We start from the raw sequence: 12,840 nt of genomic DNA on the forward strand, positions 1-12,840 counted from the left end.
TTTCGTTACGACGACAGCACTCAGTAACGGGTGATGTCGGCGCTGGCTTCCAGTTGCTTGCGGAAGGCTGCAAAGTCCTGCTGGCCGGCGCGCGAAGCGAGGTAGCGACGAATCTGCACCTTCTCCTCGTCAGAGGCGGCAGCACCTTCGTTGACACCCTTGAGCTGCAGTACGACCAGGCTGCCGTCACCCAGGACGACACTGCCGTAGACCGGCTTGTCCTTGGACTCAGGCTTGGCCATGCGGAACGCGGCCTGCAGTTCGGCCGGGTCGATGCCTTCCTGGCTGCGGGTCACCGCCTCCTGCACCTTCCACTTCTGCCCTTCGTAGTCGGCGCCCTTGGCGATCGACCCATCACGCAGGCCGGCAATCAGCTTGTCCGCCTTGGCCTTGAGCTCGGCGGTCGCCTTCTCCTTGGCCAAGTGTTCGCTGATGTTCTTCGACACGGCTTCCAGCGCCAGTTGCTCCGGCTTGCGGTGCTCTTTCACACGCAGTACCACCACGGTTTCAGGGTCCAGCTCCAGGGCAGTGCTGTTGGCGCCTTCGTCCATCACCTCTTCACTGAACGCCGCCTGGATCACCGAACGGTTGGCGGTGATGCCCTCGCCGCCTTCACGGCCGAACGGTGCCGAAGTCTGTACCTTCAAGCCCAGCTCCTGCGCAGGTTGCGCCAGGTCGGAGGCTTCGAAGGCCGAGTCTTCCAGTTGCTTGGTGACTTCGACGAACTTCTGCTCGACCTGCTGGGTTTTCAGCTCGTGGGTCAGCTTGTCCTTCAGGCTGGCGAAGGTCGGCACTTCAGGTGCCTCGACACCCAGCAGCTTGATCAGGTGGTAGCCGTACTCGGTGCGAACCGGTGCCGACACCTGGTCCTTGTTCAACTTGTACAGGGCATCCTCGAAGGCCGGGTCATAGACACCCGGACCTGCAAAGCCGAGGTCTCCGCCATTGGCCGCCGAGCCCGGGTCCTGGGAGAACTCCTTGGCCAACTTGGCGAAGTCCTCGCCCTTGGACAGGCGCTGCTGAATTTCTTCGATGCGGGCCTTGGCCTGGGCGTCGTCGGTCTTGCCGTTGACTTCGATCAGGATGTGCGCAGCGCGGCGCTGCTCCGCGAGGTTGGCGATTTCCTTTTCGTACAGCGCCTTGAGCTCATCTTCGTTGACCGAAACCTGGTCGAAGAACGCAGCCTTCTTCAGCTCGATGTAATCGATGACCACCTGATCAGGGGTCATGAATTCCTTGGCGTGCTGGTCGTAATGGGCCTTGACCTCTTCATCGCTCACCTTGACCGCAGCCGGGTTGGCCTTGAAGGTCAGCGAAGCGAAATCGCGGGTCTGGTTCTCCAGACGGGCGAAGGCGTCGACTTGCTTGTCGGTAACGAAGCTGCTGCCTGCCAGGCCGGTACGCAACTGGCCGATGAGCATTTCCTGGGCGAGCATTTCACGGAACTGCATGCGACCGTAGCCCATCTGGCGGATGACGGCGTCAAAGCGCTCGGCGCTGAACTTGCCATCGACCTGGAACTCAGGCGTCTGCAGGATCAACTGATCCAGTGCAGCTTCGGAGAAAGCGAACTTGGCGTCTTCGGCGCCCTGCAACAGCAGCTTGCGATCGATCAGCCCCTTGAGCGCGGCTTCACGCAGCATCTTCTCGTCCAGCATCGCCGGATCGAAATCCTTGCCCAACTGTTGCATCAGCTGGCGGCGCTGCATGTCGACGGCCTGGCTCAGCTCGTTCTGGCTGATGGTCTGGCCATTGACCTTGGCGGCATCCTGGCTGTGGCTGGCGGCCTGGAAGATGGCCTCGAAACCGGTCAGTGCCATCAGCACGACGATGAGGCCAATGATGGTCTTGGCAATCCAACCCTGTGAATTGTCCCTGATATTCTGCAGCATGCGTCCCCCAGAAACGGTCGTACCACTGCATCGACAACCGCGGAGAGTGGGTAGAATCCTGATAAAAGAAAGGCGCATCCGAGGATGCGCCTTTTCTTAGCAAACGTGGCAGGCGGGAACGTTTGCGGCCCCCGCCGCTACGTGCTCGGACCTGGCCAGGCCGGGTCCGGCTGAAAGAGACGACTTAGTTGACGGCGTCTTTCAGGCCTTTGCCAGCTTTGAAGCCTGGAACCTTGGCAGCAGCGATCTTGATCGCCTTGCCGGTTTGTGGGTTACGGCCGGTGCGCTCAGCGCGCTCCTTGACGGAGAAGGTACCAAAGCCAACCAGAACGACGTCGTCGCCTGCTTTCAGGGCACCGGTTACGGAGTCAATTACTGCGTCCAGCGCGCGGCCGGCTACAGCTTTCGGGATGTCAGCAGAAGCGGCGATAGCGTCAATCAGTTCCGACTTGTTCACTCTAAGTCCCCTTATTTCTCTATTGAGTTTGTTTCTAAGTATGTAATGAAAAGCTTATGAAACGATCATTGGGTGGCCTGTTGACACTGGCGTGCCGCTTTATAGCAAGGCCCCGAAAAAGCTGTCAACCAAAGGCCCCAATGAGATACGAACTAGTGCGTGCTAATTCTTTCCTTAGCATCGCTGTCGCGCTTCTCTTCTTTCGCGACAATCTCCGGAGCCACATCTGGCAAGGGCTCCGGGGCGTATTGCAGCGCAATTTGCAGGACCTCGTCAATCCATTTAACCGGTTTGATTTGCAGATCCTGTTTTATATTTTCAGGAATCTCCTTCAGGTCACGCACATTTTCCTCGGGAATGATGACTGTCTTGATCCCGCCGCGGTGCGCCGCAAGCAGTTTTTCCTTCAGCCCCCCGATGGCAAGCACCTGGCCACGCAGGGTGATTTCACCGGTCATCGCCACATCGGCACGCACCGGAATCTGGGTCAGCGCCGAGACCAGTGCAGTGCACATGCCGATACCGGCACTCGGGCCATCCTTGGGCGTAGCGCCCTCAGGCATGTGGATGTGCACGTCGTGCTTCTCGTGGAAATCGGCAGCGATGCCCAGGCTGCGGGCACGGCTGCGTACCACGGTCTGCGCGGCGGTGATCGATTCGACCATGACATCGCCGAGCGAGCCGGTCTTGATCAACTGCCCCTTGCCCGGAATCACCACCGCCTCGATGGTCAGCAGTTCACCGCCGACCTGGGTCCAGGCAAGGCCTGTGACCTGGCCGATCTGGTCCTGGGTTTCGGCCAGACCATAACGGAACTTGCGCACACCCAGCAGGTGTTCGAGCTGCTCGCCGGTGACCTTGACCTTCACCTGCTTGTTGCCGGCATGCTCCTTGACCACCTTGCGGCAGACCTTGGCAATCTGGCGCTCCAGGCCACGCACACCGGCCTCTCGAGTGTAATAGCGGATGATGTCGCGGATCGCGGCGACATCGACTTCCAGCTCTTCCTTCTTGAGGCCGTTGGCCTTGACCTGCTTGGGCACCAGGTACTTGACCGCAATGTTGACCTTCTCGTCCTCGGTGTAGCCTGGCAGACGAATGATCTCCATCCGGTCCAGCAACGCTGGCGGGATGTTCATCGAGTTGGAGGTGCACAGGAACATCACGTCCGAGAGGTCGTAGTCGACTTCCAGGTAGTGATCGTTGAAGTTGTGGTTCTGCTCGGGGTCGAGCACTTCCAGCAGTGCCGAGGCGGGATCGCCGCGCATGTCACTGCCCATCTTGTCGATTTCGTCGAGCAGGAACAGCGGGTTGCGCACCCCGACCTTGGTCATCTTCTGGATCAGACGCCCCGGCATCGAGCCGATGTAGGTACGGCGGTGGCCACGGATCTCGGCCTCGTCACGCACACCGCCCAATGCCATGCGCACGAACTTGCGGTTGGTGGCGGAGGCGATCGACTCGGCCAGCGACGTCTTGCCCACGCCGGGCGGACCGACCAGGCACAGCACGGGGCCGCGGATCTTCTTCACGCGCTTCTGGACTGCGAGGTACTCGAGGATACGCTCCTTCACCTCTTCCAGGCCGTAGTGGTCGGAATCGAGGATCTCCTCGGCCTTGGCCAGGTCCAGACGCACCTTGCTCTGGGCTTTCCAGGGCACCTGCACCAGCCAGTCGAGGTAAGAGCGTACCACCGTGGCCTCGGCGGACATCGGCGACATCTGCTTGAGCTTGTTCAGCTCGGCCTGGGCCTTGGTGAGGGCATCCTTGGGCAGGCCAGCGGCATCGATACGCTTTTTCAGCTCTTCGACTTCGTTGTGGCCTTCATCACCATCACCGAGCTCCTTCTGAATAGCCTTCATCTGCTCATTCAGGTAGTACTCGCGCTGGCTGCGCTCCATCTGCTTCTTGACCCGGCCACGGATGCGTTTCTCGACCTGCAGCAGGTCGATTTCGGCGTCCAGCAGCGCCAGCACGTGCTCGACACGGGCCGACAGGTCGATGATCTCGAGGATTTCCTGCTTCTGTTCGATCTTCAGCGCCATGTGCGCGGCCATGGTATCGACCAGGCGCCCCGGCTCTTCGATGCTGTTGAGCGATGACAGCACTTCGGCAGGCACTTTCTTGCCCAGCTGAACGTACTGTTCGAACTGCGACAGCAGGCTGCGCAGGAACACTTCGGACTCGCGCTCAGCCGCCTCGACCTCGTCGATCAGGCTGACTTCGGCGCGAACGTGGCCTTCGACCTCGGTGAAGCGCTCGACCGCACCGCGCTGCTCGCCTTCGACCAGCACCTTGACGGTGCCATCAGGCAGCTTGAGCAGTTGCAGGACGGTAGCAATGGTGCCGACGCGATACAGGGCATCTTCGCCCGGATCGTCGTCGGCCGGGTTCTTCTGGGCCAGCAGGAGGATCTGCTTTTCGCCCGTCATCGCGGCCTCTAGGGCTTCGATGGACTTCTCGCGTCCCACGAACAGCGGGATAACCATGTGCGGATAAACGACGACATCGCGCAATGGCAAAAGAGGCAAGTCGAGGGTGGTCTTCATGATTTCGCCTCTACAGCGGCCTTGGGGCCGGAAACCGGTGGAAATAGTGCTTGGAGCTAATGTGGGGGCAGGTCCGCAAAAATACAAGCCGCTGGCGCCAGAAAAGCAGAAAGGGGCCCATGGGCCCCTTTCTGTTTCAGCGTGTCAGGCGTGCGACTCAGGCGTCAGGCACGGCCTTGGCTTGCGGCTCGCTGTTCTCGTAGATCAGCAGCGGCTGCGAAGTACCGTCGATAACGCTCTCGTCGATCACCACCTTGCTGACATCCTTCTGCGAAGGAATCTCGTACATGGTGTCGAGCAGCACGCCTTCGAGGATCGAACGCAGGCCACGGGCGCCGGTCTTGCGCTCCAGAGCCTTGCGAGCAACGGCCTTGAGGGCGTCGCTGCGGAACTCGAGGTCCACGCTTTCCATCTCGAACAGCTTGGCGTATTGCTTGGTCAGGGCGTTCTTCGGCTCGGTGAGAATCTGCATCAAGGCAGCTTCGTCCAGCTCGTCGAGCGTGGCCAGAACCGGCAAGCGACCGACGAACTCCGGAATCAGGCCAAACTTGACCAGATCGTCCGGCTCGACTTCGCGCAGCGACTCACCCACCTTCTTGCCTTCCTGCTTGCTGCGCACTTGCGCGCCGAATCCGATACCACCTTTGGTGGAGCGGTTCTGGATGACCTTCTCGAGACCCGAGAATGCGCCACCGCAGATGAACAGGATGTTACGCGTGTCGACCTGCAGGAACTCCTGCTGCGGGTGCTTGCGGCCACCCTGGGGCGGCACGGAGGCCACGGTGCCCTCGATCAGCTTCAGCAATGCCTGCTGCACGCCTTCGCCCGAAACGTCACGGGTGATGGACGGGTTGTCCGACTTGCGCGAGATCTTGTCGATCTCGTCGATGTAGACGATGCCCATCTGGGCCTTTTCCACATCGTAGTCGCACTTCTGCAACAGCTTCTGAATGATGTTCTCGACGTCCTCACCCACATAACCGGCTTCGGTCAGGGTGGTGGCGTCGGCAATGGTGAACGGCACGTTCAACAGGCGCGCAAGGGTTTCGGCGAGCAGGGTCTTGCCCGAGCCGGTAGGCCCGATCAGGAGGATGTTGCTCTTGCCGAGTTCGACCTCGTCGCCCTTCTTGTCACGCTGGTTCAGGCGCTTGTAGTGGTTGTACACCGCTACGGCAAGCACCTTCTTGGCGCGCTCCTGACCAATGACGTACTGGTCCAGGATGCCGCTGATTTCTTTCGGCGAAGGTAGTTTGTGCGCGTTGCTCTCGGCCTGGGCTTCCTGCACCTCCTCTCGGATGATGTCGTTGCACAGGTCGACGCACTCGTCGCAGATAAATACCGAGGGCCCGGCAATCAATTTGCGCACTTCGTGCTGGCTTTTGCCGCAGAAGGAGCAATAGAGCAATTTGCCGTTGTCCTCGCCGTTACGGGTGTCAGTCATTCGATCGATCCAATCCGGTAGGCTTGCAACACAAGATGAAGGCAATTGCGGGCTTTTTCAAGTCCGCAGGCGGGCCCTTTCGGCGCCCGCCCGCTCTGGCGCCTAGGCTCAGGATACCAGTTGCCGCTTGTCGTAGACCGAGTCGACCAGGCCGTACTCGGCCGCGCGCGAGGCGCTCATGAAGTTGTCACGCTCGGTGTCGCGCTTGATGGTCTCGAGGTCCTGGCCGGTGTGGAAGGCCAGCAGCTCGTTCAGGCGCGCCTTGATGCTGAGGATTTCCTGGGCGTGGATCTCGATGTCGGTCGCCTGGCCCTGGAAGCCGCCCAGCGGCTGGTGAATCATCACGCGCGAGTTCGGCAGGCAGTGACGCTTGCCTGCCGCACCAGCGGCCAGCAGGAAGGCGCCCATGCTGCAGGCCTGGCCGATGCAGATCGTGGAGACGTCCGGCTTGATGAACTGCATGGTGTCGTATATCGACATGCCTGCGGTGACCGAGCCACCCGGCGAGTTGATGTACAGATGGATATCCTTGTCCGGGTTTTCCGCTTCAAGGAACAGCAGCTGCGCCACAACCAGGTTGGCCATGTAGTCCTCTACAGGACCCACCAGGAAGATCACACGCTCCTTCAACAGGCGCGAGTAGATGTCGTAGGCACGTTCGCCACGGGCGGACTGCTCGATAACCATCGGGACCAGACCGCCTGCGGCCTGGATGTCAGAGCTCTGCTGAATATAAGAATTGCGGGACATGTCCTGCACTCACTCCCAAATAGTCATGGCTTTAATAACGCACAAGCCAGCCCGAAGGCTGGCTTGTGGGGTTTCCTACGAGAGTAGCAAATCACTCAGCTTCGGCAGGAGCCTGTGCTGGCTTGACAGCCTCTTCGTACGAGACCGACTTGTCGGTCACAGTCGCTTTCTGCAGGACAGTATCTACAACTTGCTCTTCCAGCACAACCGAACGGACTTCGTTCAGTTGCTGGTCGTTCTTGTAGTACCAGTTGATGACCTGCTCAGGCTCCTGGTAAGCGGAAGCCATTTCCTCGATCATCTCGCGAACCTTGGCGTCGTCCGGCTTCAGTTCGAACTGCTTGACCACCTCGGCGACGATCAGGCCCAGAACCACGCGGCGCTTGGCTTGCTCTTCGAACAGCTCGGCCGGCAGTTGCTCAGGCTTGATGTTGCCACCGAACTGCTGGACAGCCTGCACGCGCAGACGGTTGACTTCGTTTTCCAGCAGGGCTTTCGGCACGTCGACCGGGTTGGCGGCCAGCAGACCGTCCATGACCTGGTTCTTGACCTTGGCCTTGATGGCCTGGCGCAGTTCACGCTCCATGTTCTTGCGAACTTCGGTGCGGAAGCCTTCCAGGGTGGTTTCCTTGATGCCGAACTGGGCGAAGAAGGCTTCGTTCAGCTCTGGCAGCACAGGTGCGGAAACGCTGTTGACGGTGATGGTGAACTCGGCGGCCTTGTTGGCCAAGTCCAGGTTCTGGTAGTCCTCGGGGAAGGTCACGTTGACAACGCGCTCTTCGCCGGCCTTGGCGCCAACCAGGCCATCTTCGAAGCCTGGGATCATGCGGCCGGAACCCAGCACCAGCTGGGTGCCCTTGGCCGAACCACCGGCGAAGGCCTCACCGTCGATCTTGCCGACGAAGTCGATGTTGACCTGGTCGTCTTTCTCGGCGGCACGCTCGACGGCTTCGAAACGGACGTTCTGCTTGCGCAGCACTTCCAGCATGTTGTCCAGGTCGGCGTCAGCGACGTCGGCGCTCAGGCGCTCGACGTTGATCGACTCGAAGCCGGCAACGGTGAATTCAGGGAAGACTTCGAAGATGGCGACGAACTCGAGGTCCTTGCCTTTCTCGAACGACTTGGGCTCCACAGCCGGGGCGCCAGCCGGGTTCAGCTTCTGCTCGACCACAGCTTCATAGAAGGAGGCCTGGACCAGGTCACCGAAGGCTTCCTGGCGGGCAGCGTCTTCGTAACGCTGACGAATAACGCTCATTGGCACCTTGCCTGGACGGAAGCCCGGGACCTTGGCGCGACGGGCAGTCTGTTGCAGACGCTTGTTGACTTCGTTCTCGACGCGCTCGGCCGGAACGGCGATGGTCATGCGGCGCTCGAGAGCGGAAGTGTTTTCAACAGAAACTTGCATGGATATTCCTCGTTGCACAGACGTTAGCCGGCGATAGCCCGACTCCAGAATCAAGGGCGAATATTCTAGTGACTCACGCACCAGAAGTCACCCCACTCGGGACGACGGACAACCACGCCGGTCGATTTCGTTTACAGGCCGGCGCAAAAATGCGTCAGGCCTCGTTACTCAAGGGCTGCGCACCACCTTGGAGGGCGCACGCCGAAAAAACTTGTCAAACAGTTACAGCTGCAGAGCCGGCCCGTTACTGCGGGTCGATTTCATTGAACTGGCAATACTCTTCCCACGACATGCCCAGCGCCTCGGCCACCTCGCGGTGAGTCTCCAGACGCATGGCCTGCAATTGCTCCGGGTTCTCGGCGATCAACTGCAGGGCCAGTTCCCAGGGCTCGACACCCTGCTCTTGCGCCGCATCTTCGAACGCCCACTCGACTTGCTGAGCCTGCTCGCGCGCGTCAAGCTCGTGGATCTCCTCGAGCAATTGCGGGTTGGCCTCGCGAAATCGCTGCAGCGCCAACGCCTGGCGCGCTTCTTTGGCAATCATCGGTATTTCCCCTGCCGGTCACCGACCGGTGTTTCAACCGGCTGAAATCTATCAGCTTTTATAGCGTTGCCACCAGAGGGCAAGCCCCTCAATCCTTCAGGCCGACAGGCGCACACGCCAGCGGCCGCTGCCGCCAGCTCGACCAGGCCTGCTGCCAGCCCTGCTCATGGGTCACGCCTGGCAGGGAAACCAGCTCAAGACAACGTGCCACTCCCAATTGCCGCGCATAAAACGCTGCAACGCCAGCAGGCACCTGACGATCCTCTGCACCCAGCAGATGGCGCTGGGGAATACGCGCCAGACGCTCCCGATACTGCAAAGGTTCGAGCGACCCTTCCAGCGGCGTCAGCTCACGCATTCGCACCCATTCAGCCGGACTCAGATTGCCGGCCAGAGTCTGCACCTGCCACACATCCTCACGCCGCCCCGCCAGCAACAAGGCAAGCGCGCCACCACCGGAGTAGCCCACCAACTCGAAGCCTTGATTGCCATAACGTGCCCTCAGTTGGTCGAGCGCCTGACCAAGACTATCCAGCACTTCGGGGGAAAACCGCCGCCCCGCCCACAGCGTCGGCGTGCAACCGGACGCCTGAACGAACTGGCAAGGCCGCGCTATATATAAGGAAGGTGTCGGATCCTGCATGGCCAGGTCGACCACCAGAGTCTGCCGCGGCGTAGGGTCCAGACTCGGCTGCGAGGGCGTGACCCAGGCATGGCCGTCACCCTCCAGATAAAGCCGTAGCACGTTGGCTGCGGGCATCCGCGCGGGCGCCACGACCAGCAGTGGAAAGCTTTCCAGCGCCAGCACCTGTACCTCACGACCGTACTCGGCAGCCCTGTGCTCCAGCGCTTCGCGCGGCGACTGGCATGCTGCGAGCACAAGAGCACCCACAACAGCCAGTACACCCCTTCCCCACATCGAAATCAGACGAAGCTGAGGTTGTGACGCTGGGCACCATATACCACGCGCGCGGCGGTAATCAGCTGGTGAGGGATCTCGACGTAAGGGACGTCGGAGTTGCTCAGCGCCATGTCGAACAATTGCACCAGCACGGAATTGCGGCGCACCAGGATCACATCGGACCAATCGGTGTTGGTCATGGCCACCGGAATGAAGTCCGAACGCTTCATGAAGCTGCCCAGCGCCTCCAGCACGCCCAGGTTCTGCTTGGTGCCATTGGCACTGAAGCAGCAGTCGTTGAGCATCATGATGCCGTCCGGGCCGAGCAACTCCTGGTAGTACATCATGTCGCGCAGGACGTACTCGTACTGGTGGTTGGCATCCACGTAGACGAAATCGAACTGCTCGATGCCGGTCTGCTCGCGGATCTTGTCGATCGCACCGATGGTTTCGGAGCGAATCACCGTGACCTCGGGCATGTCGACGAACTTTGATACACACTCCTGGTACAAGCGGTCCCAGGTCGCATCGTCGTGCAGCGAGCCACCATAGTAGTACTCGTAGTCGTCCACCGGAGAGACCCAAGGCGGCAACTGATCGAATGGACTGTAAGCCTTGTTCGCCTCCTTGCTCCAACTGTCGGCCAACACCATGCGCTCTGGCGTCAGTGCTGCGCGCAGCTTGAGGGCGTTCTCGCCACGCAGCACACCGAGCTCGGCAACCACCGGGCGTTTTTCCAGCGCATTGAAAACCGCGCCAACCACGTAATACAGACTATCCCTATGCGTGCTGCAGACTTTCATGTTCGTTCCTTTTATTCGCGGAATCGCATCAACGCCAAACGCTAAGCAAGAATCCGACCAGCCGCCAACACCGAGGCCCAACCCGCATTAACACTGGACTGGGAGGTGATGCCGAATGATGAACACAAAAAATCCCGCCAGCGAAATGACACGGATGCGCCAGAATTCCGCTGCCCTGGGAATTTGCTGCAGACATGAAAAATGCCGCACAAGGCGGCATTTTCATGCGCTTGACCGCCTGACGCGCAGCCTCGGCGTGACCATGAAAGGTCGTCGCATCGCCATTCGAGTGCGGCCATGACCAACTACCAGAAAGCCATCACCCTCGACTTCAGCCAGATCGGCGAGTCGGCTCAGGCCAAGATCAAGCACAAGCTGGCCTTCAAGGCGCCGACCAAGCGCGCTGGATGCTCGACACGCACCAACGAAAAAAGGCAGCCTGAATGGCTGCCTTTTTTGTGCCGCTGTTCCCAGTTTGTTCCCACCGCGCTCCCGAAAAGAGGGCGCGACATGGTGAACCCTTTAAAAACAGTAGCTTAGATGGTGCGGACGAAGAGACTCGAACTCTTACAGCTTGCGCCGCTGGAACCTAAATCCAGTGTGTCTACCAATTTCACCACGTCCGCGTGATGCACTTAAAACAAAGGCGCCTGATTATACAATCAAGGCGCCTTTGAAGAATATGGGGTGGACGATGGGAATCGAACCCACGACAACTGGAATCACAATCCAGCGCTCTACCAACTGAGCTACGCCCACCATATTGCGGTGTTACGTTACCTACTTGCTTGCCTAAGCTGCCTTATGGCGCACCCGGCAGGACTCGAACCTGCGACCATCCGCTTAGAAGGCGGATGCTCTATCCAGCTGAGCTACGGGCGCATATTCAATCTGCTTTCCGTTACGATTGCAAATCAATTTTCAGCCTTACCGAACGAGCTAGCAAATCCACTCATTCTGCCTGACTTTGCTAACCAGTGCTAGGTTGTGCCCGACAAGTGCGACGAATGTTATAGACGAGCCGAAAGGTCGTCAACACTTTTTTCAAAAAAATTTAAATTATTTAAGGGGTTAGGGGATTTGCCCGACCACGCGCCTTTGCCCTCGGCCCGGCTCGTGCGAGAATGCGCCCTCTTTATTGTTCCCTTCTCGATGGTTAATCACGCGTCTATGACTGCACACCTTATAGATGGCAAGGCGATCGCCGCCAACCTGCGCAAGCAGATCGCCCAACGTGTCGCCGAGCGCCGCCAGCAAGGCCTGCGCACGCCAGGCCTGGCGGTGATCCTGGTCGGCACCGACCCGGCCTCCCAAGTCTACGTTTCGCACAAGCGCAAGGACTGTGAGGAAGTCGGCTTCATCTCCCAGGCGTTCGACCTGCCCAGCGACACCACGCAGCAAGCCCTGACCGATCTGATCGACCGTCTCAACGACGACCCGGCCGTCGATGGCATCCTGCTGCAATTGCCGCTGCCAGCGCATCTGGACGCTTCGCTGCTGCTCGAGCGCATTCGTCCGGACAAGGACGTCGATGGTTTCCACCCCTACAACATCGGTCGCCTGGCCCAGCGTATCCCGCTGCTGCGCCCATGCACCCCGAAGGGCATCGTCACCCTGCTGGAAAGCACCGGGCAAGACCTGTACGGCATGAACGCCGTTATCGTCGGCGCCTCCAACATCGTCGGTCGCCCGATGGCCATGGAACTGCTGCTGGCCGGCTGTACCGTCACCGTCTGCCATCGCTTCACCAAGGACCTGGCCGGCCACGTCGGTCGCGCCGACCTGCTGGTGGTAGCGGCCGGCAAGCCGGGGCTGGTCAAGGGCGAGTGGGTCAAGGAAGGCGCCATCGTCATCGACGTGGGCATCAACCGCCAGGACGACGGCAAGCTGGTGGGCGATGTGGTCTACGAGACCGCCCTGCCCCGCGCCGGCTGGATCACGCCGGTTCCAGGTGGCGTCGGGCCCATGACCCGAGCGTGCCTGCTGGAGAACACCTTGTATGCGGCTGAAGAGCTGCACAAGTAACTGTTCTTGGCACACTGGATTTAGGTTCCAGCGGCGCAGCTATGAAAAACGGCATCCCTGGGATGCCGTTTTT

Annotated in this window: 11 protein-coding genes and 3 tRNA genes; 2 read left to right on the forward strand and 12 right to left on the reverse strand. The window is 60.1% G+C overall.

What is annotated here, in order from left to right; genetic code table 11:
* Nucleotides 1–20: 20 nt before the first annotated feature.
* From HU729_RS22905 to HU729_RS22945, 9 genes are all read right to left on the reverse strand, one after another.
* Complete coding sequence (locus HU729_RS22905; RefSeq protein ID WP_186669585.1) at nt 21–1,892, reverse strand: SurA N-terminal domain-containing protein; 1,872 nt, start codon at nt 1,890–1,892, stop codon at nt 21–23.
* A gap of 184 nt (nt 1,893–2,076) precedes the next feature.
* On the reverse strand, nt 2,077–2,349 hold the full coding sequence (gene hupB / locus HU729_RS22910; RefSeq protein WP_054892387.1) for a nucleoid-associated protein HU-beta: 273 nt from the start codon (nt 2,347–2,349) through the stop codon (nt 2,077–2,079).
* Nucleotides 2,350–2,501: 152 nt separating this feature from the next.
* Nucleotides 2,502–4,898: an endopeptidase La gene (gene lon / locus HU729_RS22915; RefSeq protein WP_186669586.1), complete on the reverse strand. Its 2,397-nt coding sequence runs from the start codon at nt 4,896–4,898 to the stop codon at nt 2,502–2,504.
* Nucleotides 4,899–5,055: 157 nt separating this feature from the next.
* Nucleotides 5,056–6,339 carry an ATP-dependent Clp protease ATP-binding subunit ClpX gene (gene clpX, locus HU729_RS22920; protein WP_186669587.1) on the reverse strand — a complete coding sequence of 428 codons (1,284 nt, stop codon included), beginning with the start codon at nt 6,337–6,339 and terminating at the stop codon, nt 5,056–5,058.
* Nucleotides 6,340–6,447: 108 nt separating this feature from the next.
* On the reverse strand, nt 6,448–7,089 hold the full coding sequence (gene clpP, locus HU729_RS22925; RefSeq protein ID WP_029613529.1) for an ATP-dependent Clp endopeptidase proteolytic subunit ClpP: 642 nt from the start codon (nt 7,087–7,089) through the stop codon (nt 6,448–6,450).
* Nucleotides 7,090–7,180: 91 nt separating this feature from the next.
* Nucleotides 7,181–8,494: a trigger factor gene (gene tig / locus HU729_RS22930; protein ID WP_186669588.1), complete on the reverse strand. Its 1,314-nt coding sequence runs from the start codon at nt 8,492–8,494 to the stop codon at nt 7,181–7,183.
* Between the two features lie 244 nt (nt 8,495–8,738).
* On the reverse strand, nt 8,739–9,038 hold the full coding sequence (locus HU729_RS22935; RefSeq protein ID WP_186711630.1) for a DUF6388 family protein: 300 nt from the start codon (nt 9,036–9,038) through the stop codon (nt 8,739–8,741).
* Nucleotides 9,039–9,126: 88 nt separating this feature from the next.
* Nucleotides 9,127–9,918, reverse strand: a complete 792-nt coding sequence (locus HU729_RS22940; RefSeq protein ID WP_346655315.1) for an alpha/beta hydrolase — start codon at nt 9,916–9,918, stop codon at nt 9,127–9,129.
* 44 nt (nt 9,919–9,962) lie between these two features.
* Nucleotides 9,963–10,742 carry a class I SAM-dependent methyltransferase gene (locus HU729_RS22945; RefSeq protein ID WP_186669594.1) on the reverse strand — a complete coding sequence of 260 codons (780 nt, stop codon included), beginning with the start codon at nt 10,740–10,742 and terminating at the stop codon, nt 9,963–9,965.
* Nucleotides 10,743–11,039: 297 nt separating this feature from the next.
* On the opposite strand from HU729_RS22945, the gene HU729_RS22950 reads away from it, so the two are divergent.
* Entirely contained in the window at nt 11,040–11,282 is a 243-nt protein-coding gene (locus HU729_RS22950; protein WP_186711632.1) for a hypothetical protein, read from the forward strand.
* Nucleotide 11,283: 1 nt separating this feature from the next.
* On the opposite strand, the gene HU729_RS22955 is transcribed toward HU729_RS22950, so the two are convergent.
* The 3 genes from HU729_RS22955 to HU729_RS22965 form a co-directional block, all read right to left on the reverse strand.
* Nucleotides 11,284–11,368: transfer RNA gene (locus HU729_RS22955), tRNA-Leu, on the reverse strand.
* A 57-nt stretch (nt 11,369–11,425) separates the two neighbouring features.
* Nucleotides 11,426–11,501: transfer RNA gene (locus HU729_RS22960), tRNA-His, on the reverse strand.
* A 46-nt stretch (nt 11,502–11,547) separates the two neighbouring features.
* Nucleotides 11,548–11,624, reverse strand: a tRNA-Arg gene (locus HU729_RS22965).
* Between the two features lie 288 nt (nt 11,625–11,912).
* Between HU729_RS22965 and folD the strand changes: the two genes are divergently transcribed.
* Nucleotides 11,913–12,767, forward strand: coding sequence for a bifunctional methylenetetrahydrofolate dehydrogenase/methenyltetrahydrofolate cyclohydrolase FolD (gene folD / locus HU729_RS22970; protein WP_186669596.1), 855 nt, complete (start codon nt 11,913–11,915; stop codon nt 12,765–12,767).
* Nucleotides 12,768–12,840: the final 73 nt, after the last annotated feature.

This window comes from Pseudomonas sp. RW10S2 (genome assembly GCF_014268985.1).
GTDB classification, from domain to species: domain Bacteria; phylum Pseudomonadota; class Gammaproteobacteria; order Pseudomonadales; family Pseudomonadaceae; genus Aquipseudomonas; species Aquipseudomonas wayambapalatensis.

Excerpts from the sequence above, each read along its gene's own strand:
- clpX (WP_186669587.1), bottom strand. The coding sequence starts at position 6,339 with ATGACTGACACCCGTAACGGCGAGGACAACGGCAAATTGCTCTATTGC.
- lon (WP_186669586.1), bottom strand. The coding sequence starts at position 4,898 with ATGAAGACCACCCTCGACTTGCCTCTTTTGCCATTGCGCGATGTCGTC.
- HU729_RS22945 (WP_186669594.1), bottom strand. The coding sequence starts at position 10,742 with ATGAAAGTCTGCAGCACGCATAGGGATAGTCTGTATTACGTGGTTGGC.
- tig (WP_186669588.1), bottom strand. The coding sequence starts at position 8,494 with ATGCAAGTTTCTGTTGAAAACACTTCCGCTCTCGAGCGCCGCATGACC.
- HU729_RS22935 (WP_186711630.1), bottom strand. The coding sequence starts at position 9,038 with ATGATTGCCAAAGAAGCGCGCCAGGCGTTGGCGCTGCAGCGATTTCGC.
- clpP (WP_029613529.1), bottom strand. The coding sequence starts at position 7,089 with ATGTCCCGCAATTCTTATATTCAGCAGAGCTCTGACATCCAGGCCGCA.
- HU729_RS22950 (WP_186711632.1), top strand. The coding sequence starts at position 11,040 with ATGACCAACTACCAGAAAGCCATCACCCTCGACTTCAGCCAGATCGGC.
- folD (WP_186669596.1), top strand. The coding sequence starts at position 11,913 with ATGACTGCACACCTTATAGATGGCAAGGCGATCGCCGCCAACCTGCGC.
- HU729_RS22905 (WP_186669585.1), bottom strand. The coding sequence starts at position 1,892 with ATGCTGCAGAATATCAGGGACAATTCACAGGGTTGGATTGCCAAGACC.